18 protein-coding genes are annotated in these 20595 nt (G+C 60.1%); 10 read left to right on the plus strand and 8 right to left on the minus strand.

What is annotated here, in order from left to right:
• The first annotated feature begins 79 nt into the window (after window positions 1-79).
• The 4 genes from gatC to BM036_RS04935 are packed head-to-tail and all read left to right on the plus strand — an operon-like array spanning window position 80 to window position 3994.
• Entirely contained in the window at window positions 80-367 is a 288-nt protein-coding gene (gatC, locus tag BM036_RS04920) for an Asp-tRNA(Asn)/Glu-tRNA(Gln) amidotransferase subunit GatC (protein ID WP_091849122.1), read from the plus strand.
• 24 nt (window positions 368-391) lie between these two features.
• Complete coding sequence (gene gatA / locus BM036_RS04925; protein WP_091849123.1) at window positions 392-1837, plus strand: Asp-tRNA(Asn)/Glu-tRNA(Gln) amidotransferase subunit GatA; 1446 nt, start codon at window positions 392-394, stop codon at window positions 1835-1837.
• Between the two features lie 22 nt (window positions 1838-1859).
• Complete coding sequence (gatB, locus tag BM036_RS04930) at window positions 1860-3311, plus strand: Asp-tRNA(Asn)/Glu-tRNA(Gln) amidotransferase subunit GatB (RefSeq protein ID WP_091849124.1); 1452 nt, start codon at window positions 1860-1862, stop codon at window positions 3309-3311.
• Window positions 3312-3328: 17 nt separating this feature from the next.
• The gene (locus BM036_RS04935) at window positions 3329-3994 is read left to right on the plus strand and encodes a carbonic anhydrase (protein ID WP_091849125.1); all 666 of its coding nucleotides are present in this window, start codon (window positions 3329-3331) and stop codon (window positions 3992-3994) included.
• Window positions 3995-4055: 61 nt separating this feature from the next.
• On the opposite strand, the gene rimO is transcribed toward BM036_RS04935, so the two are convergent.
• Window positions 4056-5393, minus strand: coding sequence for a 30S ribosomal protein S12 methylthiotransferase RimO (rimO, locus tag BM036_RS04940; RefSeq protein ID WP_091849349.1), 1338 nt, complete (start codon window positions 5391-5393; stop codon window positions 4056-4058).
• 371 nt (window positions 5394-5764) lie between these two features.
• On the opposite strand from rimO, the gene BM036_RS04945 reads away from it, so the two are divergent.
• The 3 genes from BM036_RS04945 to cysN all read left to right on the plus strand — a co-directional run bounded on the left by BM036_RS04945 (window position 5765) and on the right by cysN (window position 8971).
• On the plus strand, window positions 5765-6217 hold the full coding sequence (locus tag BM036_RS04945) for a PilZ domain-containing protein (protein ID WP_245742475.1): 453 nt from the start codon (window positions 5765-5767) through the stop codon (window positions 6215-6217).
• A 185-nt stretch (window positions 6218-6402) separates the two neighbouring features.
• A complete protein-coding gene (cysD, locus tag BM036_RS04950; RefSeq protein WP_091849126.1) occupies window positions 6403-7311 on the plus strand; it encodes a sulfate adenylyltransferase subunit CysD in 909 nt (302 codons plus the stop codon).
• Between the two features lies 1 nt (window position 7312).
• Window positions 7313-8971: a sulfate adenylyltransferase subunit CysN gene (gene cysN / locus BM036_RS04955; protein WP_091849127.1), complete on the plus strand. Its 1659-nt coding sequence runs from the start codon at window positions 7313-7315 to the stop codon at window positions 8969-8971.
• 63 nt (window positions 8972-9034) lie between these two features.
• On the opposite strand, the gene BM036_RS04960 is transcribed toward cysN, so the two are convergent.
• Complete coding sequence (locus tag BM036_RS04960) at window positions 9035-9592, minus strand: zinc ribbon-containing protein (RefSeq protein ID WP_091849128.1); 558 nt, start codon at window positions 9590-9592, stop codon at window positions 9035-9037.
• 184 nt (window positions 9593-9776) lie between these two features.
• Here BM036_RS04960 and leuS point away from each other — a divergent pair, with 184 nt between their 5' ends.
• From leuS to holA, 3 genes are read left to right on the plus strand one after another with little or no spacing between them, the layout of a single operon-like run.
• The gene (gene leuS, locus BM036_RS04965; protein WP_091849353.1) at window positions 9777-12362 is read left to right on the plus strand and encodes a leucine--tRNA ligase; all 2586 of its coding nucleotides are present in this window, start codon (window positions 9777-9779) and stop codon (window positions 12360-12362) included.
• A 15-nt stretch (window positions 12363-12377) separates the two neighbouring features.
• Entirely contained in the window at window positions 12378-12935 is a 558-nt protein-coding gene (locus BM036_RS04970; RefSeq protein ID WP_091849129.1) for an LPS-assembly lipoprotein LptE, read from the plus strand.
• Window positions 12932-13936 (plus strand): DNA polymerase III subunit delta, encoded by a 1005-nt coding sequence (gene holA, locus BM036_RS04975; protein ID WP_091849130.1) that lies wholly within the window; start codon window positions 12932-12934, stop codon window positions 13934-13936. The genes BM036_RS04970 and holA overlap by 4 nt, the downstream gene beginning before the upstream one ends.
• 13 nt (window positions 13937-13949) lie before the next feature.
• Here the strand turns inward: holA and BM036_RS04980 are convergent, their stop codons facing one another.
• The 6 genes from BM036_RS04980 to bioD all read right to left on the minus strand — a co-directional run bounded on the left by BM036_RS04980 (window position 13950) and on the right by bioD (window position 20524).
• Complete coding sequence (locus tag BM036_RS04980; RefSeq protein WP_091849131.1) at window positions 13950-14213, minus strand: hypothetical protein; 264 nt, start codon at window positions 14211-14213, stop codon at window positions 13950-13952.
• Window positions 14214-14350: 137 nt separating this feature from the next.
• Entirely contained in the window at window positions 14351-16141 is a 1791-nt protein-coding gene (locus BM036_RS04985; RefSeq protein ID WP_091849132.1) for an acyl-CoA dehydrogenase C-terminal domain-containing protein, read from the minus strand.
• Between the two features lie 244 nt (window positions 16142-16385).
• Window positions 16386-18185, minus strand: a complete 1800-nt coding sequence (locus BM036_RS04990; protein WP_091849133.1) for an acyl-CoA dehydrogenase C-terminal domain-containing protein — start codon at window positions 18183-18185, stop codon at window positions 16386-16388.
• 330 nt (window positions 18186-18515) lie between these two features.
• Window positions 18516-19154 (minus strand): putative metalloprotease CJM1_0395 family protein, encoded by a 639-nt coding sequence (locus tag BM036_RS04995; RefSeq protein ID WP_245742476.1) that lies wholly within the window; start codon window positions 19152-19154, stop codon window positions 18516-18518.
• 112 nt (window positions 19155-19266) lie between these two features.
• Window positions 19267-19515, minus strand: coding sequence for a flagellar biosynthesis protein FlgE (locus BM036_RS05000; RefSeq protein ID WP_091849355.1), 249 nt, complete (start codon window positions 19513-19515; stop codon window positions 19267-19269).
• A gap of 301 nt (window positions 19516-19816) precedes the next feature.
• The gene (gene bioD, locus BM036_RS05005; RefSeq protein ID WP_091849135.1) at window positions 19817-20524 is read right to left on the minus strand and encodes a dethiobiotin synthase; all 708 of its coding nucleotides are present in this window, start codon (window positions 20522-20524) and stop codon (window positions 19817-19819) included.
• Between the last annotated feature and the right edge of the window lie 71 nt (window positions 20525-20595).

Below are 20595 nucleotides of genomic sequence, written 5' to 3' on the forward strand. Positions count from 1 at the left end.
TTTACAGCTTTACCGGGGTACTGCGCACAACTCTGAATCTGTTAACATATCGCTTTTCCATTAATTCCGGAGGCAATGCGTGACCATTTCCCGCAAGGACATTGAAAAAGTTGCGGTGCTCGCCCGCATCCAGGTGGATGATGCACAGGTGTCCGCCCTGGAAAAGGACCTGGGCAATATCCTGGATCTGGTGGACCAGCTCAGCGCCGCCGATACCGAGTCCGTCGAGCCCCTGGCCCACCCCCTGGACGCCGTCCAGCGCCTGCGGCCGGACGAAGTTACCGAGACCGACCAGCGTGCCGAGTTCCAGGCCATTGCTCCGGCAACGGAGAATGGACTTTACCTTGTCCCCCGCGTTATCGAGTGACCGACCAGCGACCCAGGAACCACCATGCACAACAAATCCGTAGCCGAACTTTCCCGTGCGCTGGAACAGGGCACTGTCTCCAGCGTCGAACTGACCCGTCAGTTTCTTGATCGCATCCGTTGTGAAGATGGCAAATACAACAGCTTCATTACCGTAACCGAAGACCAGGCCCTGGCAGACGCCAGGGCCGCTGACGAGCAGCGCGCCAATGGTAACGCGACACCCTGGACCGGTGTCCCCTTTGCCCACAAGGACATCTTCTGCACCCGGGGTGTGCGCACCACCTGCGGCTCGAAAATGCTGGAAAACTTCGTTCCGCCCTATGACGCCACAGTTACCGCCAATTTCCGCAAGGCTGGCGCAGTATGTCTGGGCAAGACCAACATGGACGAATTTGCCATGGGGTCGTCCAACGAATCCAGCTATTTCGGGCCGGTAACCAACCCCTGGGGCGCCAAGCGTGTCCCCGGAGGCTCGTCCGGTGGTTCCGCGGCAGCCGTAGCCGCACGCCTGGTACCGGCGGCCACGGCCACTGACACCGGCGGCTCGATCCGCCAGCCCGCCGCCCTGTGTGGCGTCACCGGCCTCAAACCCACCTATGGCCGGGTATCCCGTTATGGCATGATCGCGTTCGCCTCCAGCCTGGACCAGGGTGGCACCATGGCCCGCACGGCAGAAGACAACGCCCTGATGCTGAACGTAATGGCCGGCTTCGACCCGAAAGATTCCACCTGTGTGGATCGCGGGGTACCGGACTACACGGCCACCCTGGACGAGCCCCTGAAGGGCCTGAAAATCGGGCTACCAAAGGAGTATTTCTCCGAGCAGCTCAGCCCGGCCATGGAGCAACAGGTCCGTGACGCGGTAAAAGAATACGAGAAGCTGGGGGCCACGGTTAAGGAAGTGTCCCTGCCCCACGCAAATTTGGCCATAGCCGCATACTACGTGATCGCCCCGGCGGAAGCCTCCGCCAACCTGTCCCGGTTTGACGGCGTTCGCTATGGCTATCGCTGTGAAGACCCGAAGGACCTGATGGACCTGTACACCCGCACCCGGGCAGAAGGCTTTGGCAATGAGGTGGAGCGGCGGATCCTGGTGGGTACCTACGCCCTTTCCGCCGGCTACTTTGATGCCTACTACCTGAAGGCCCAGAAAGTCCGCCGCCTGATCCAGCAGGATTTCATCAACGCCTTCCGGGAGGTAGACGTCCTGATGAGCCCGACCTCCCCGTCGCCGGCGTTTGTCCAGGGTGAGAAGAGCACCGACCCGGTGACCATGTACCTGGAGGACGTGTTTACCATTGCCGTCAACCTGGCCGGCGTGCCGGCCATGTCGGTCCCGGCCGGTTTCATCGACGGCCTGCCGGTTGGCCTGCAGATCATCGGGGACTATTTCTCCGAAGCCCGGCTGCTCAACGCCGCCCATCAGTTCCAGCAGGTGACCGACTGGCACCAGCGCGAGCCTAACTAAGCCCGACGGAGGAGAGTGTCACATGCAATGGGATATCGTCATCGGGCTGGAGATCCATGTTCAGCTCGCCACCCGTACCAAGATCTTTTCCGGCTCCAGCACCGCCTATGGCGCCGAGCCAAATACCCAGGCCAATGCCGTTGACCTGGCCATGCCCGGCACCCTGCCGGTACCCAACGAGCAGGCTTTCCGCTACGCGGTCATGTTTGGCCTGGCGGTGAATGCCGAGATCGAGCGCCGGTCTGTGTTTGAGCGAAAGAACTACTTCTACCCGGACCTGCCCAAGGGTTACCAGACGACCCAGCTGGCCCGTCCCATCGTAGGTCCCGGCTACGTGGATATCCAACTCGAGAACGGTGAATCAAAGCGGGTTCGCATCCACCATGCGCACCTGGAAGAAGACGCCGGCAAGTCCCTGCACGAGGACTTCCATGGCATGACCGGTGTAGACCTGAACCGGGCCGGAACCCCTCTGATCGAAGTCGTCACCGAACCGGATATGACTAACGCAGAGGAAGCCGTTGCCTTTGCCAAAAAGCTTCACGGTATTGTGACCTCCCTGGGCATCTGTGATGGCGATATGTCCCAGGGCTCCATGCGCTTTGACGTGAATATCTCGCTCAAACCAAAGGGCTCTGACACCCTTGGCACCCGCACGGAAACCAAGAACCTGAATTCCTTCCGCTTCATGGAACAGGCCATTCACCACGAGGTGGAACGGCAGATGGACATCCTGGAGGACGGCGGCGAGATCGTGCAGGAAACCCGCCTGTACAACGGCGACCGGGATGAATCCCGCTCCATGCGCACCAAGGAAGAAGCCAACGACTACCGTTACTTCCCCTGCCCGGACCTTCTGCCAGTGGTGCTCGATGAAGCCTTTATCGATGAAGCCCGCAACAGCCTCCCGGAGCTCCCCGACGCCCGCAAGGCCCGCTTCATGGACCAGTATGGACTGAATGACTACGATGCCGGCCTGCTGGCTGCAGACGCCAGGCTGGCCGCCTTCTTCGAGGAAACGGCCCAACACGGGGAGGATGCCAAGCTGTCCGCCAACTGGATTCTCGGTGAATTCTCGGCTCGCCTGAACGCGGAGGAACGGTCCGTCAACGACTCACCCGTCAGCGGCATACAACTGGGCGCGCTGGTCACGCGAATCGCCGATAACACCATTTCCTCAGCAGGTGCGAAGAAAGTCTTCGAGGCGCTCTGGGAAGGCGACGGCAGCGACGTCGATACCATTATTGATGCCAAGGGGCTGAAACAGGTTTCAGATACCGGCGAGCTGGAGAAGATGGTGGACGAGGTGCTGGCAGGCATGCCGGACCAGGTGGCCCAGTACCAGAGCGAGGAGGACCCGAAAAAACGCAAAAAAATGCTCGGGGGCTTTATGGGGCCCCTGATGAAGGCGTCCAAAGGTCAGGGCAATCCCAAGCTGTTCAATGAAATCCTGCAGAAGAAGCTGGACGCCTGAAGGGCCGGAGGAAAACCATGGATCATATTGTTCGCGGCGTTATCGATTTCAGAAAGAACGTCTATCCGGAGCATAAGGACCTGTTTGGCTCCCTCGCCGATAGCCAGAATCCGGACGTACTGTTCTTTACCTGCTCCGATTCGCGCATTGACCCGAACATGGTCACCGGCTCCAACCCCGGTGACCTGTTTATCTGCCGCAACGCCGGTAACGTGATCCCGCCTCACAGCAACGAGACCGGAGGCATGACCGCCTCCATTGAATATGCAGTGGCAGTACTGCATGTGCGGCACATTATTGTCTGCGGTCACACCGACTGCGGTGCCATCAAGGGTGCGCTGGACATTCCGGCCCTGAAGGGCCTGCCCCACGTCAAGGAATGGCTCAGCCACTGCCGGTCTGCCATGGAAATCGTGCGGGAGCGCCACGGTATCGCCGGTGACGAGCCACTGGACACGAAGTACCTCAACGAAGCCATCGAAGAGAACGTACAGCAGCAGGTCCAGCACCTGCGCACTCACCCGGTGGTAGCCGCGAAACTGGCTACCGGCAAAATCGAGATTCACGGCTGGGTGTACGATATCAAGTCCGGCAACATTCGCTGTTGCGGCCGTGACAGCGTCCAGTTCAAGGACTTCGACGAGTACTATGCCGACATCGTCGCCAGGGTCACCAACGACTGAGCAGGAACGACGAAGCCCCGGAGAACCGGGGCTTCGCGTTTATAGGTACCTGGCCCTCGCGTCAGGCCAGCACAGCCCAAAGATCGTGCTCATCAGCATGCTCTACCACCGCCTGGACAATCTGGCCTGGCTGCAGTTCGGTCTCACCATTGAGGTATACCATGCCGTCGATCTCCGGGGCATCGGCTTTTGAGCGACCGATGGCACCTTCCTCATCCACCTCATCAATGAGCACATCGATGGTGCTGCCAATCTTCGCCTGCAGACGTGCGGTGGAGATTTCGGCCTGTTTGGCCATAAACCGCGCCAGGCGCTCCTCTTTTACCTCTTCCGGAACCGCACCTTCCAGGTCGTTGGCCTTCGCGCCTTCCACTGGACTGTAGGTGAAGGCACCCACACGATCGAGCTGGGCTTCATCCAGCCAGTCCAGCAGGTACTGGAAGTCTTCCTCGGTTTCTCCCGGGAAGCCAACGATGAAGGTGGAGCGAATGGTCAGCTCCGGGCACATTTCCCGCCATTTCCTGATGCGCTCCAGGGTTTTGCTGTCGTGGGCCGGACGCTTCATGGCCTTCAGCACTTTTGGGCTGGCGTGCTGGAAAGGTATATCCAGGTACGGCAGGATCTTGCCCTCCGCCATCAGTGGAATGATGTCGTCTACGTGCGGATAGGGATAGACGTAATGCAGGCGTACCCAGACGCCCATCTCACCCAGCGCCTCGCACAGGGACTGCATCCGGGTTTTCAGCGGCCGGCCTTGCCAGAATCCGGTGCGGTACTTGATATCCACGCCATAGGCTGAGGTGTCCTGGGAGATTACCAGCAACTCTTTCACCCCGGCATCTACCAGGCGCTGGGCTTCGTCCATGACATCGCCAATCGGACGGCTTACCAGCTTGCCACGCATGTCCGGAATGATGCAGAAGGTGCAGCTGTGGTTGCAGCCTTCAGAGATTTTCAGATAGGCGTAGTGACGGGGTGTCAGTTTGATGCCCTGGGGCGGCACCAGGTCCACGAAGGGATCATGGTCCTTTTTTGGGGGGACATACTGATGGACTGCGCCCACCACTTCCTCGTAAGCCTGGGGACCCGAAACTGCCAGCACACCGGGATGGGTTTCCCGGATCTTTTCAGCGTCCACCCCCATGCAACCCGTGACAATGACCTTGCCGTTCTCATTGATCGCTTCACCAATGGCGTCCAGGGACTCCTGCTTGGCCGCATCAATAAAGCCACAGGTGTTCACAACCACGATGTCGGCATCGTCGTAGGTTGGCACGACGTCATAGCCGTCGAGACGGAGCTGGGTCAGGATGCGTTCCGAGTCCACCAGGGCTTTGGGACAGCCAAGGCTGATAAATCCGACTTTGCCACTACCAGTGGCGGGAGTTTTCTGTGTCATCAGGGGGCCGCTCAAGGTCAGAAAGTGAAACCCGGGCATTCTACCTCACCAGGGCCAGCCACCAGAAGGTGTGCAATCCTTGTCCAAACGAATGTTTCATAACATGACAGCCGTCACGACACACTCTCTTGCTGGTCACTAAACCACCAGTTACACTCGATGGATAATAAAAACTGTAATCTCCGCCCGAAGTTACAGACTTGTTCTCCGAGCCTCCGAAAAGAGGCCTGGTACCGGCGAGGGAAAATCGCCACACAGCACTGATCGACAGCAACGCCATTGTCAGGACGCAGGACGCGCACCAGGTTTTTCAGAGCGCCGTTACCTAATTTTCGGGCACGACAGGTAACACGATCGAACAGGATATGACCATGGGAAAGCCGCTCAACGTCGAGTCCGCCCCGGCCAAGCCGATGCGGGTCAAACCCCGTTCCGCCGAACCGAACCTCCGTGACCAGCAACGGGTCGAGGTCTCCCTGACCGTGACCGTGAACCGCCCGGGCCAGCCCCCCATCGAGTGCGAAATGTGCAACCTTTCCCGCGCCGGCATGATGCTGCGCTGCACCAACGAGGTCACGGCAACCCTGATCCCGGGCAAGCGTCCACCGGCTCCCGGCGACTGGATTGACGTCCACGCCCGCTTCGAGGTACCGGTGCTGGCCCAACAAACCGTTAGCCTGTCAGCTCGATGCCATATCGCCCATTTGCGCCGGGTGGCCAGGGACGAGTTCCACCTGGGCATCCGCTTTGTTGATTTCGACGGCCGTGGTTTTGACTACGTAGACCAGTACGTCCATCGCCTGCTGACCGACGGCACTCACTGAAACCCGCTGACAACGCAGCCCGGGGCCTATAACCGGCTGGCCGCTCTGCGCATATTGTTATAGCCGGAAACTCTACTAGCTCACCTTCTTATAAGCACCCGCCACTGGTATAGTAGCCTTCCTCTGACAACGCCTCTTTATCCCTGTTTTGGGCATGCTTCCGCCATGCCCCGGTGAGCTGAACTATGACCACGTACAACCTGACCCATCTCAAACAGCTGGAAGCTGAAAGTATCCACATCATCCGGGAGGTCGCCGCAGAGTTCGACAACCCGGTAATGCTCTACTCCATCGGCAAGGATTCCGCGGTCATGCTGCACCTGGCACGCAAGGCCTTCTACCCGGGCAAGCCGCCATTCCCACTGATGCACGTGGACACCACCTGGAAGTTCCGGGACATGATCGACTTCCGGGACCGGAAGGTAAAGGAATATGGCCTGGACCTGATCGTCCACATCAACGAGGACGGCGTGAAGCAGGGCATCGGTCCATTCACCCACGGCAGCGCCAAGCATACCGATGTAATGAAGACCCAGTCCCTCAAGCAGGCCCTGGACAAGTACAAGTTTGATGCCGCCTTCGGTGGTGCCCGCCGGGACGAGGAGAAATCACGAGCCAAGGAGCGGGTCTACTCCTTCCGGGACGAATACCACCGCTGGGACCCCAAGAACCAGCGCCCGGAGCTGTGGAACATATACAACGGCAAGGTTAACAAGGGCGAAAGCATCCGCGTGTTCCCGCTGTCCAACTGGACCGAGCTGGATATCTGGCAGTACATCTACTTGGAAAACATCGAGATTGTCCCTCTCTATTACGCCGCCAAACGGCCGGTCGTGGAGCGGGACGGCACCCTGATCATGGTGGACGACGACCGTATGCCACTCAGGGAGGGCGAGAAGCCGATGATGAAATCCGTCCGGTTCCGCACCCTGGGGTGCTACCCGCTGACCGGTGCCATCGAGTCCGAGGCGGACACGCTGCCGGAAATCATCCAGGAAATGCTGCTGGCTACCAGCTCCGAGCGTCAGGGCCGCGTGATCGACCACGATTCTGCCGGTTCCATGGAACAGAAAAAGCGGGAAGGGTACTTCTGAGATGTCACACCAGTCTGATCTGATTGCCGAAGATATTCAGGCCTACCTGAAGCAACACGAGAACAAGGAACTGCTGCGCCTGCTGACGTGCGGCAGTGTGGATGATGGCAAGAGCACCCTCATTGGCCGCCTGCTCCACGACACCAAGATGATCTACGAAGATCACATGGCCAGCCTGAAAACCGACAGCGCCAAGATGGGCACCACCGGCGAGAAGCTGGACCTGGCGCTATTGGTGGACGGCCTGCAGGCTGAGCGGGAACAGGGCATCACCATTGACGTGGCCTACCGTTACTTCAGCACCGACAAACGCAAGTTCATTATTGCTGACACCCCCGGTCACGAGCAGTACACCCGCAATATGGCCACCGGCGCGTCCACCGCACAGCTTGCGATCCTGATGATTGACGCCCGCTACGCTGTATTGACACAGACCCGCCGGCATTCCTATATCGCGTCCCTGCTGGGCATCCGCCACATTGTGGTTGCCATTAACAAGATGGACCTGGTGGACTTCAGCGAGGAACGGTTCAACGAGATCAAGGAAGACTACCTGGCCTTCGCGGCCAAGCTGGGCCTGAAGGATATCCGCTTCGTACCGATCTCCGCCCTTGAGGGGGACAACGTGGTGAACCGGAGTGAGAACACGCCCTGGTTCAGCGGCCAGCCCCTGATGGAAATCCTGGAAACCGTAGAGGTGTCCCGGGACAAGAACCTGGAGCACTTCCGCTTCCCGGTACAGTACGTCACCCGCCCCAACCTGAATTTCCGCGGTTTCTGCGGCACAATCGCCTCAGGCGTGATCCGCCCGGGGGATGAGGTCATGGCCCTGCCCTCACGTCGCAAGAGCACCGTAAAGGATGTGGTGACCTTCGATGGCAGCCTGGAAGAAGCCTACATTGACCAGGCCGTTACCCTGACCCTGAATGACGAGATCGACATCAGTCGGGGCGACATGCTGGTGAAAGTTGAAGACGAGCCGGAGGTGGGCAACCGCTTCAACGCCAATATCGTTTGGATGACCGATGCACCGCTGGAAACGGGCCGCCTGTATGACATCAAACTGGGACCAACCTTTACTTCGGCAACGGTAAAGAAGATTCATCACCAGACAGATGTAAACACCCTGGAACAGAGCGCCAGCCCCTCACAACTGGCCCTGAACGAAATCGGTCTGTGCGAGCTCACCCTGAGTCAGCCCGTCGCCTTCGATGCCTACCCGCGCAACCATGCTACCGGTAGCTTTATCGTCATCGACCGTCTGACCAACGTCACCATCGGCGCTGGCATGATCGCGGGCACCGCCAGCGACGTGGAGTCCCTCGACCCGGTTACCGCCGAAGAGCGGCAACGCCGCCTGGCGCAGACGCCTGCCATCATCGCCTGTAACGGGCGCAAGGCGGGCGACCTGGCCATCGCTGTAGAGCGAACACTGTTCGACCAGGGCAAGACGTCCGTGGTCCTCACCGAAGAGAACGCCGGAACCGCCGATGACCGCCGTCGCACGGCCCAGTTGCTGGCGTCCCATGGCCTGATCGCCGTTGCGGTCAACCTGGGTACCGACGTAGCCACTATCAGTGTAGAGGCGGACAGTGGTGACGACATTCCGGGGGCGGTCAACGACCTGCTCCAGGGCCTCATCCGGAACCGCCGGGCCTGAGACCCGGCGGATCATCCGCCTACTACCCTTCCCCTGCGTCCCGCAAGCGGACCGCAGGGGAAGTCACGTTGCGGGAGGCCACTGGCCCGTTACCCGCTCAAAATAGTGACTCTCACACGCCTCACAGGGCCCCAACTGGCTGGTTGCGGTAAGGCATGTCATGTGACCGCAATTCAGGCAACGGAACATGCCAGCGGTAGCTACCTCCCCCGTCATATAATGGGTAACGTCTTCGTTCTTCAGCTTCTGGTCCAGCTCAAGGGTGTCCAGCCGCGTCTTGTCGGCGATGGAGAACAGCAGGTCCTGGAGCTTGTGCTCCAGTAGTGACAGGTCCAGTTGCAGCCATTCCCTGAGCCCCTCCCCCGTGCCGCCAACAAAGGTGACCAGGTGTTCCAGGTCCCGCCTCAGGTAAGCCGCCAACAGGCTGGCCTCATCCCGGGTCAGGCGTTCCAGTTCCGTTTCGAACTCTACCGCATCGTCGATCTCCTGCCGCAGGGTATCCAGCGTGCGTTCTTCGGCGTCTGCGAGCCGGCTTTCCACCCGCTCCAGCATACGGTCGTAGGCTTCAAGCGCCTGGTTGGAAAGCTGTTTCGGCTGATCTTTGCGTTCCTGGTCGGTCATGGCCACTCCTTACGGTGTCGTTTCACTCAGTGTGGCATAAAGCCGGGCGTTTGGCAGGCTACCTGTTGCCGCGCCAGTACGTTAGAATGTCCGGCCAATTTAACAACACTTCGGCAACATTTTTCTGATCGAAGCCCGCTGGCGGCTTCTTTCCGACACAAGGTACCAAACGGCAATGGCAGGAATGGACGAGCAATACAATCCCCGCGATGTTGAACAGAATGCCCGCAAATTCTGGGAAGACAACGACACCTTCATGGTGAAGGAGGAGCCCGGCAAACCCAAGTACTACTGCCTGTCCATGTTCCCCTACCCCAGCGGCAAGCTGCATATGGGCCATGTGCGCAACTACACCATCGGCGACGTCATCTCCCGCTACCAGCGCATGCAGGGCAAGAACGTCATGCAGCCGATGGGCTGGGATGCGTTTGGCCTGCCCGCCGAGAACGCCGCCATTGCCAACAAGTCCGCGCCGGCCAAGTGGACCCGTTCCAACATCGATTACATGAAGAAGCAGCTTAAACAGCTGGGCTTCGGTTATGACTGGAATCGGGAGCTGGCTACCTGTGACCCTGATTATTACCGCTGGGAGCAGTGGTTCTTCGCTCGCCTGTATGAAAAGGGCCTGGTGTACAAGAAGATGTCCACAGTGAACTGGGACCCGGTGGATCAGACCGTACTGGCCAATGAACAGGTGGTTGATGGCCGCGGCTGGCGCTCTGGTGCCGTAGTGGAACAGAAGAAGATCCCGCAGTGGTTCATCCGCATCACCGATTACGCCGAAGAGTTGCTCAAGGACCTGGACCAGCTGGAAGACTGGCCGGAACAGGTCAAAACGATGCAGCGTAACTGGATCGGCAAGTCCGAGGGCACTGAGCTGACCTTCCCCCTCAAGGATGCCGGTGACGGGCTCACGGTCTACACTACTCGCCCTGACACCCTGATGGGCGTAACCTACATGGCCGTTGCTGCCGAACACCCCTTGGCCAAAAAGGCCGCCGACGAGCACTCCGATGTCGCTCGCTTTGTCGATGAATGCCGCAACAGCAAGGTGGCCGAGGCCGAACTGGCCACCATGGAAAAGAAGGGTATCGACACGGGTTACAAGGCCGTTCACCCACTGACCCAGGAAGAAATTCCAATCTGGATCGCGAACTTTGTGCTGATGGACTATGGCACGGGTGCCCTGATGGCAGTACCGGCTCACGACGAGCGTGACCACGAATTTGCCCGCAAGTACCGTCTGCCAATCCAGCAGGTTATCGCCGCCAGCGATGGTCGCGAGCTGGATGTGCAGGAAGAAGCCTTCACTGAGAAGGGCACCCTGGTTTCCTCAGGCAGCTACAGTGGCCTGACCAGCGAGGAGGCTTTTGACGCCATCGCCGCTTACCTCGAAGAGAACAGAATTGGCAAGCGCACCGTAAACTACCGCCTGCGGGACTGGGGTGTTTCCCGCCAGCGCTACTGGGGCGCACCGATTCCGATGATGACCCTGGACGACGGCACTGAAATGCCGGTTCCGGACGACAGGCTCCCGGTACGCTTGCCGGAAGACGTGGAAATGGATGGCGTTCAATCTCCCATCAAGGCCGATCCGGAGTGGGCGAAAACCGAGTACAACGGCCAGCCAGCCACCCTGGAAACAGACACCTTCGATACGTTCATGGAGTCGTCATGGTACTACGCCCGCTTCTGCAGCCCCAACTATGACAAGGGCATGCTGGACCCGGCCGCAGCCAACTACTGGCTCCCTGTCGATCAGTACATCGGTGGCATCGAACATGCCATCCTGCACCTGCTGTACGCCCGCTTCTTCCACAAACTGCTGCGGGACGTAGGCCTGGTAAACAGCTCCGAGCCGTTCAACCGCCTGCTCTGTCAGGGCATGGTGCTGGCAGAGACCTACTACCGTACCGACGAGTCAGGCAAGACCAGCTGGATCGCTCCGGCTGACGTGACCGTGGAGCGGGACGGCAAGGGCCAGGTGATCAAGGCCATCCACCGGGAAGACGGCCAGCCGGTAGAAATCGGCGGCGTCACCAAGATGTCCAAGTCCAAGAACAACGGAATTGACCCCCAGGCAATCATTGACCAGTACGGTGCCGACACCGTGCGTCTGTTCATGATGTTCGCGGCACCGCCGGAGCAGTCACTGGAGTGGTCCGACAGCGGCGTCGAAGGGGCCAACCGTTTTCTCAAGCGCCTGTGGCGCCTGGTGCGGGAACACACCACCGGCGGTCCGGTACAGGCCATCGATGTGGAACAACTGAACGATGCGCGCCGTGACCTGCGCCGCAAGACCCACGAAACCATCGCCAAGGTCAGCGACGATATCAGCCGCCGCCTGACCTTTAATACCTCCATTGCAGCGGTCATGGAACTGCTTAATGAAGTCGGTCGACTGGACGCCACCGAGGAGCAGGACCGCGCGGTCATACAGGAAGCGCTGGACGCAGCCGTGCTGATGCTCTCGCCCATCGCTCCCCATGTCTGTCACACGCTCTGGCAGGCCATGGGCCATGAGGAGCCAGTCGTGGATGCACCCTGGCCAATCGCCGATGAGAGCGCCATGGTTCGCAGTCAGATTCAGGTGGTACTGCAGGTGAACGGCAAGGTTCGCGGCAAGGCCGACGTACCCGCGGGCATCGGCAAGGACGATCTGGAGAAACTGGCCCTGGAACACGAGAACGTTACCCGCTTTACCGAGGGCAAGACGGTACGCAAGGTCATCGTAGTGCCCGGCAAACTGGTCAACGTAGTCGCCAACTGATATCCGGAGACGGTGATGAGAAAGCTCGGCACGGCATTCAGTCTTGGCCTGGTGGCAGTACTGGTCAGCGCCTGTGGTTTTCAGCTTCGGGGCGCATCGCCAGTGCCTCCGGCGCTGGAGCCACTCTGGGTGGGCTGTCAGTCCGGCGTCCCCACAGACCTTTGCCAGGCGCTGAAGTCACAGTTCATCATTGGTGACGTGGCCCTGTCTGAAAGTCGTGAAGACGCGGCGCACCTGCTCCTTGTGGGTAATTTCAGCCAGACCCAGCGCACCAGCGCTATCTCAGCCCGAGCCGAGGCCGCCGAATACGAGTTACGCCAGAGTGTCAGTATCATGCTGCAAACCCGCGAGGGTATTCCCCTGCTGCCGGACACGGATGTGAGTGCCTCCCAGAGCTATCGGTTCGACTCTACCAGTGTGCTGGCCAAGCGCCGGGAGCGGGAGGAGATCGAAAGGCAGCTTTACGACAACCTCGTAAGGCAGATTGGATACCGTCTGGCGCCCTTTGACCAGCGGCGGATTGACGAGATCCTCGACGCCTCCGAAAAAGACAGCGGCGAAACGTCGCCATGAAGATCAACCCGGGGCAGCTCGGCCAGGCACTGGAGAAATCCCTGGCGCCTGTCTACCTGGTATCCGGGGATGAGCCACTGCTTGTCCAGGAAGCCTGTGACCGGATCCGAACAAAGGCCCGGGAAGAAGGCTTCAACGACCGCCAGGTCTACCACGCCGACCAGCACCTTAACTGGGGCGCCCTCCGGGACGAACTGGGTGCCATGTCACTGTTTGCCGAGCGGCGTCGCATCGAGATCCACCTGCCTAACGGCAAGCTCGGTGACGGCCGCGATGTGATCGAGCACGCGTTGTCCCAACCTGCCGACGATATCCTGCTCCTGCTGATCAGCACCCGCCTGGACGCCGCCGAAACGCGCCGAAAATGGTACAAACAACTGCAGAAAGCCGGCATACACGTCACTGTGTGGCCGGTGGATCCGGACAAGTTTGCCGGCTGGCTCCAGCAACGGGCCCGGTCGCGGGGGCTGACACTGACCCAGAGAGCACTGAACCTGCTGAGCGAACGACTTGAAGGCAACCTCCTGGCGGCGAGCCAGGAGCTGGATCGGCTGAGCCTGCTGGCCAGCGAGAAAACCATCAATGAGGATGTGGTGGAAGCAGCCGTTCAGTACAGCGCCCGCTTCAATATCTTTGAGGTCATTACAGACCTTCTGGCCGGAAGGGCCGCCCATGCCCGGAAGGTCATCACCACATTGCAGCAGGAAGGGGAAAGTCCGTTGGGGTTGCTGGCGGTGCTGGTCCGGGATCTCAACATGACCCTGGAGCTTCAGCAAGCGATGAAGCAACGAGAAGCCCCGGCTGCATTCCTGAAGAAGAATGGCGTATTTCAGCCACAACGGGCCCGTGCCATCGAGCAAGCGGCCCGCCGGTTAGCACTCCCTGTCCTCCACCAGGCCCTGACTCTGTGCAGTGAGGCCGACCGGGCAGCCAAGGGCTACGGTGACTTGTCCCCTTGGCACCATCTCTCCGACCTTGCCGTGGCACTGCGGCAGAGCTGACGCTGGCTGGCGGTTACTTTATACGCTGACGTATCCGTTCATACCCGGATTTGAGCTCTTCACCGAGTTTGTGGGCCGTCTGGCGGGTTTCGTCGCTGACACCCTCTGCATCATGACGAATATCGTCCAGTTTCTGCCGGAACTTGTCCCAATATTCATCGAGGTCATCCCATTCGTCCCGGACGTCCTGACGAGCGAGGTGCAGCTGGACACGAAGCTCATCCCGATATTGCTTGAGGGTTTCGGACAGTTTGTTCAGGTCCTCTTTCATGCTCATGGTTACCTCCTTGGCAAGGGACTGTAGCGATGAGCTTAAAGATGCGCCTGTTACGCGAATGCTGTCAATACACCCAATACACGGAGGCCGGCAAAAGCCGGCCTCCAGTGACATTTTTTGCCCTGATCTGACCAGGATCAAAACTCGTTGTCAGCATGCTCCATCATCGACTGACTACCGCTACGGATACTTTCCGCCAGTGACACCGTCTGGGGCAGCAGGCGCTCATAGAAGAACCGGGCCGTTTTCAGCTTGCCACTGTAGAAGCCAGAGCTGTCACCCTCTGCTTTGGGGGCAGCCGCAACGACCATCTTGGCCCACATGTAGGCCAGTGCCGTCAGGCCGAACAGGTTGGTGTAGTCGGCAGAGGCGGCACCCGGAGCGTTGGGGTCGTCCTTGGACTGGTTCAGAACCTGCTCGGTAACGTCAGACAGACGCTCCAGGGAAGCCGCCAAAGGCGCCAGGAACGGCTCCAGGGCGACGTTGCCCTGCTCTTTCTCAATGAAAGCTGCCAGGTCGTCGGCAAACAGCTCATAGAGTTTGCCCTGGCTGCCAACAACCTTGCGCCCCATCAGATCCAGCGCCTGGATGCCATTGGCACCTTCATAGATCTGGGTAATACGGGCATCGCGAACCAGTTGTTCCTGGCCCCACTCGCGGATATAACCGTGGCCACCAAAGACCTGCTGGCCAACAACGCACATATCGAAGCCCCGGTCGGTCAGGAACGCCTTCGCCACCGGTGTCAGAAGGGCAACCAGGCCCTCGGCCTGTTCCCGGTCTGCGTCCTCGTCAGAGAACTTGGCAATATCCAGCCATTGACCCACGTAGGTGGAGAACGCGCGCCCCCCTTCCACATAAGCCTTCATGGTCAGCAACATGCGTCGCACATCCGGGTGGACCACCAGCGGATCAGCAGCCTGCTCCGGATTACGGGCGCCGGTAGGGGCACGGCTCTGGATGCGCTCAAAGGCATACTCACGGGCACTCTGCAGGGACGCTTCCGCAGCGGCCAGGCCCTGGATACCCACGCCCAGGCGCTCATAGTTCATCATGGTAAACATGGCGGCCAGGCCCTTGTTTTCCTCGCCAACCAGCCAGCCCTGGGCTCCGTCGAAGTTCATGACGCAGGTAGCAGACCCCTTGATGCCCATTTTCTTTTCAATGGAACCGCAACTGAAGGCGTTGCGCTCGCCCAGGGAGCCGTCGTCGTTAACCAGGAACTTGGGCACCAGGAACAGGGAAATACCCTTGGGTCCCCTGGGGGCATCCGGCAACTTGGCCAGCACGAAATGGATGATGTTCTCCGCCATGTCGTGCTCACCCCAGGTAATGAAAATCTTGGTACCGGAGAGGCTGTAACTACCGTCTTCCCGAGGGACTGCACGGCTGCGCATGATGCCCAGGTCGGTGCCACAGTGAGGCTCGGTCAGGTCCATGGAACCGGACCAGACACCGGAATAGAGGTTGGGCAGGTATTTTTCCTTCAGCTCCTCGCTGCCATGCGCGTCCAGGGCCAGGCAGGCGCCGGCGGTCAGCATGGGCGCGAGGCCCAGGGCCATATTGGAAGCCTGCAGCATCTCTTCGAACTGCACCACCAGGGTCTTGGGCATACCCATGCCGCCGAAGTCCGGGTTGCCACCCAGGCCGTTCCAGCCACCGTCCACGATAGTCTGGTAGGCCTCACGGAAACCTTCCGGTGTTGTGACCTTGCCGTCATTCCACTGGCAACCCTGCTCATCACCTTCACGGTTGAGGGGAGCGATCACGTTGGTGGTGACCTTGCCGGCCTCCTCAATAATGGCATCCGCCGTGTCCGGGTCCACGCGCTCCGCCAGCCGGGGCATGGATGCCCACAGGGACGGGGCGTCGAACACGTCGTTCATAACGAATCGGATTTCCTGTAACGGGGCCTTGTAGTCAGCCATCAGGTTCTCTCCACGTCTGTAACTAAGGGGGTGTTGTATGTACTGAACCGAAGCGGGTTCAGATTATTATGAATTCAAGGTGCCACAGTTTAACGCATCGAACGCGTTGAACCAGCCAAATTGGCCAATCGCCGCCTGCAAAAAAGCCCGCCTCACAGGGAGAGCGGGCTGGACTGGCGCGAGGCCAAAATCTTCAGCGTTTTGCCACTACCGACACCCAGGGTGCCGGTAGTTATAACATGCCTCAGAACGCGAAGTGCTCTTCCGGCAGGTCCAGCAGGGTATCGGCACCCGCGAACATGGTTTCCACGTGGGTACGGGTCCGCGGCAGCAGGCGCTTGAAGTAGAAGCGTGCGGTCTGGACCTTGGCATTGTAGAAGGCCTCCTCGCTGGTGCCGTCGGCCATGGTGTCCAGCGCAACCTTGGCCGTGCGGGCCCACAGGTAGGCAAATACGGCATAGCCGGAGTACATCAGGTAGTCCACCGCAGCGGCACCGACTTCCTCACGGTTCTTCATGGCGCTCATGCCCAGCTTCATGGTGATCTCGCCCCACTCCTTGTTGATCTGCTGGAGCGGTTCAATGAATTCCTTGAGCTGTTCGTTGTCCGCGTTTTCCTTGCAGAACACGTGGACCAGTTTGGTGAACTGCTTGAGGGCCTCGCCCTGACTCATCAGGATCTTGCGCCCCAGCAGGTCCAGCGCCTGGATGCCGGTGGTACCTTCGTAGATCATGCCGATGCGGGCGTCACGAACGTTCTGTTCCATGCCCCACTCTGAGATGAAGCCGTGACCACCAAATACCTGCATACCCAGGTTGGCGGACTCGTAACCGATCTCGGTCAGGAAGGCCTTGGCGATCGGGGTCAGGAATCCCAGCATGGCGTCGGCTGCCTTGCGCTCTTCCTCGGTCTTGCCACGGGTCACGATGTCAGCCTGCTGAGCGGCCAGGTAGATCAGTGCGCGGGCGCCTTCAGCCACGGACTTCTGGGTCAGCAGCATGCGACGCACATCCGGGTGAACGATGATCGGATCCGCCGGGCCGTCAGGGTTCTTGGGACCGGACAGGGAGCGCATTGCCAGTCGCTCCTTGGCGTAGGCCAGGGAGCCCTGGAAGCCCAGCTCGGCCGCGCCCAGACCCTGGATCGCAGTGCCAATACGGGCGGTGTTCATAAAGGTGAACATGCAGTTCAGGCCCTTGTTCTCCGGACCGATCAGCCAGCCCCTGGCGCCGTCAAAGTTCATGACACAGGTGGCGTTACCGTGGATACCCATCTTGTGCTCGATGGAGCCGCAGGAAACCGCGTTGCGCTCGCCAGCAGAGCCGTCTTCGTTGGGCAGGCACTTGGGTACGATGAACAGGGAAATACCCTTGGTGCCTTCCGGCGCCCCCGGCAGGCGTGCCAGTACGATATGGACGATGTTGTCGGCCATGTCGTGCTCACCGGCAGAGATGAAGATCTTGGTCCCGGTGATGCTGTAGGTGCCGTCGCTGTTGGGCTCGGCCTTGGTGCGCAGGGTGCCCAGGTCGGAGCCGCAGTGTGGTTCGGTCAGGCACATGGTGCCGGTCCACTCACCGCTGATCAGCTTGGTCAGGTAGGTCTGCTTCTGCTCTTCGGTACCGTGGGCCTCGATCGTGTTCATGGCACCGTGGCTCAGGCCCGGGTACATGCCCCAGGACCAGTTGGCGGTACCCACCATTTCACTCATGACCAGACCGACAGAGCCCGGCAGGCCCTGGCCGCCATATTCCGGATCAGAGGTCATGGACGGCCAGCCGCCTTCCACGTACTGCTGATACGCTTCGCGGAAACCGGTGGGCGTCTTCACACCATCCTCGCTCCAGGTACAACCTTCACGGTCACCAACCTGGTTGAGGGGAGACAGCACCTGCTCACAGAACTTGGCACCTTCCTGGATGATGGCGTTCACCATGTCCGGAGTGGCATCCTCTGCACCTTCCAGGGCGGCGTAGTGCTGTTCGCTGCCAAGCAGCTCGTTCATTACGAATTGGATATCACGCAGGGGCGCTTTGTACTCGGGCATGAAACTCACCTCACTTCGGTCCGGCCCTGGGTATCAGGGCCCGGAGTCCAACTGGTTAAGCCGGCTGTCACGGTAGCGGAGCAGGCCGGGCGGTGCCGGGTCTGAAGCTTTCCCGGTGGCACAAAAGCAGGTTGGTTCGGGCGCTTCAAACGGTTGTTTGAAACATACGTTTATAGCGCTCAGCTTGTCAAGGGTTTTACAGGACAAAAGACGCAACTTGTCGACCGGGTGCTGAGAAAATATGGGCAGCATGACGCAGGGCGCCAGGTTCGCACTGCGGGTCTTGTTTTGAATGAGCCGGAAGATGTGCGTCCTGGTTCAGGAACGGTTTCAGGCGACGGCGGTAAAGCCAGGGTCGGCCATGTCATAGCCACCCATACCGGAGATGGACCGGTAGGTACTGGAGGCGACGTTACGATCAGTGGGACCGGTATCACTTTCTGTGGCTTTCGGGGAGACAGACTGGCCTTCGAGAGCCAATTCTGACTGGGCCTGTAGCATGATTTGCATGGCCTGGGCGGCTACGGCCCGGTCCTGGCCGGACGGCTGGGCCGGAGCCATGGCGGCAGCGCGCACCTGACGCATTTTGTCGATGGTGGCCTGGGGATCACCTGCTACCGGGCTGAGGTCTATGGAGACTTCGCCACCGACGGCGTACTGGTTACCATCGGGGCCTCGCTGGTAGGTGTAGCTGACTGAACCAGCGTACTGGCCGCCGACGGCCTGGTGGGCCTGTTCGTGGGCGCGGACCTCTCGGTCGCGGGCCTTGAGGTCGCGAAGCTCCTTGAGCAGGGCTTCGTCCAGGGTCTGACGTCCGGTGGGCTCACCGCCAGGTTTGTCGCCCTCGGCCTTGCCGTTTCGTTCCCCCCGCTCGCCCCGTGTTTCGGTGGGCTGGTCTGTCGCCCTGGGTGTTTCGGGATCTCGGGATTCGGATATCGTGCGGCTGTCGGAGCTGGTGGCAGGTGCCATGGTTCCCCGACCGGTTGCCGGAGGTATGGTGGTCGGGCTGATGGATGGCAGTGCCGGGGAGATTGCCATGGCATAGTGGAGGGGGGTTCGGTTACCGGGTGAAAGGCCGGGGTCAGGCGTGGATGTCGAGCAGTGTGCCGAGGGTTTCGTCAGCAGTCTTGACGACCTGGGCGGAGGCTTCGACGCTACGTTCGTAGAGTTTGAGGTCGACGATGGATTCGATCATGCCGTTGCTGCCGCCATCGGCGGTACCGCGGGGGCCATCGACGCCGCCCCTGGCGATTTTGCGGGCAGCCCCTTCCACACCCTGCATGCCGTCCTGGATGCCCTGGATACCGATGTTCAGTGCGTTATTGATCATCATGGGGGTGTCCTCCCGGACTTTCTGTCAGGCTTTATTGGGCCACAGGTGTGTACAATTTTCAAACACACTTGGTTACAGAATGTTGCCGCGCCCGGTCAGGCGAGGACCAGGCCTGCAAGCTGATGGTGCATGATCAAGGGGTGGGAGAGGGACATTCCGGGACACGCCGTAAACCCGTCCATGGGGGCTCTTCAAAAACGTCCCTGTTTTTGAAGGTCCCGGAATGTCCCTCTCCCACCCCTTGCTCCCGGCCACCCAGCCAACCCCGGGCTCTCTGGTTTCGATTGTTCAACAATGATCAAACGACAGGATGCGGTTTCCCGACCAACGGCTGAATATCCAGTTGACTGGCCAGTTTGCCTATATCCAGCTTTGGCAACCAGGGAAGCACGCCCAGGCAGGGGGCGCCCATGTGCGCCTTCAAATAGTCCAGGGTTTCTTCCTCGCAGCTCATGACCGTTTCGTCCGGCCGGTTGGCGACCCAGCCGGCGACGGTGAGGCCGTCGTGGCGGATGGCCTCGGCGGTGAGCAGGGCGTGGTTGATACAGCCCAGGCGCAGGGGAACCACCATGACCACACCGATACCGAGTTCGATTGGCAGCCGCGAGTAGGTTTCGCGCTCGTTAAGGGGGACTCGCCAGCCGCCGGCGCCTTCTATGAGCATCAGCTCAGCGGGTTTCATCATGAGGCCCCGGGCCAGCCCCACCAGGCGCTGTGCCGCGAGTTGTCGGCCGGCCTGTTTGGCCGCCACGTGGGGGGCGATGGCCGGTTCCAGTGCGATGGGGTTGACCTGTTCGTAGGGAAGCACTTCGGTCATGTGCTCCATGAGTAACAGGGCATCTTCGTTTTTGAGGCCGTCCGGGGTTTGTTCGCAGCCGGACGCCACGGGTTTCATGGCGACGGTGCGCAGGGAGAGATCGGCGGCTTTTTTCAGGATGGCAGCGGAGACGACGCTTTTTCCGACTTCGGTGTCGGTTCCGGTGACAAAGTAGGTTCGACGGGCCAAGGTGGTGTCCTCCCGGGATTGGGGTTAGTCGGGCCCAGGTACGTCGGGCATGGCAACTGGGGCTCATTATA

Origin of the sequence: Marinobacter segnicrescens (genome assembly GCF_900111555.1) — a bacterium.
In the GTDB taxonomy this organism is placed as follows: domain Bacteria; phylum Pseudomonadota; class Gammaproteobacteria; order Pseudomonadales; family Oleiphilaceae; genus Marinobacter; species Marinobacter segnicrescens.

Coding starts and splice junctions, on each gene's coding strand:
- BM036_RS04970 (WP_091849129.1), top strand. CDS start 12,378: ATGAGAAAGCTCGGCACGGCATTCAGTCTTGGCCTGGTGGCAGTACTG.
- holA (WP_091849130.1), top strand. CDS start 12,932: ATGAAGATCAACCCGGGGCAGCTCGGCCAGGCACTGGAGAAATCCCTG.
- gatB (WP_091849124.1), top strand. CDS start 1,860: ATGCAATGGGATATCGTCATCGGGCTGGAGATCCATGTTCAGCTCGCC.
- BM036_RS04960 (WP_091849128.1), bottom strand. CDS start 9,592: ATGACCGACCAGGAACGCAAAGATCAGCCGAAACAGCTTTCCAACCAG.
- gatA (WP_091849123.1), top strand. CDS start 392: ATGCACAACAAATCCGTAGCCGAACTTTCCCGTGCGCTGGAACAGGGC.
- BM036_RS04995 (WP_245742476.1), bottom strand. CDS start 19,154: ATGGCACCTGCCACCAGCTCCGACAGCCGCACGATATCCGAATCCCGA.
- BM036_RS04985 (WP_091849132.1), bottom strand. CDS start 16,141: ATGGCTGACTACAAGGCCCCGTTACAGGAAATCCGATTCGTTATGAAC.
- cysD (WP_091849126.1), top strand. CDS start 6,403: ATGACCACGTACAACCTGACCCATCTCAAACAGCTGGAAGCTGAAAGT.
- BM036_RS04945 (WP_245742475.1), top strand. CDS start 5,765: ATGGGAAAGCCGCTCAACGTCGAGTCCGCCCCGGCCAAGCCGATGCGG.
- BM036_RS04990 (WP_091849133.1), bottom strand. CDS start 18,185: ATGCCCGAGTACAAAGCGCCCCTGCGTGATATCCAATTCGTAATGAAC.
- BM036_RS05000 (WP_091849355.1), bottom strand. CDS start 19,515: ATGATCAATAACGCACTGAACATCGGTATCCAGGGCATCCAGGACGGC.
- BM036_RS04935 (WP_091849125.1), top strand. CDS start 3,329: ATGGATCATATTGTTCGCGGCGTTATCGATTTCAGAAAGAACGTCTAT.
- cysN (WP_091849127.1), top strand. CDS start 7,313: ATGTCACACCAGTCTGATCTGATTGCCGAAGATATTCAGGCCTACCTG.
- leuS (WP_091849353.1), top strand. CDS start 9,777: ATGGACGAGCAATACAATCCCCGCGATGTTGAACAGAATGCCCGCAAA.
- BM036_RS04980 (WP_091849131.1), bottom strand. CDS start 14,213: ATGAGCATGAAAGAGGACCTGAACAAACTGTCCGAAACCCTCAAGCAA.
- rimO (WP_091849349.1), bottom strand. CDS start 5,393: ATGACACAGAAAACTCCCGCCACTGGTAGTGGCAAAGTCGGATTTATC.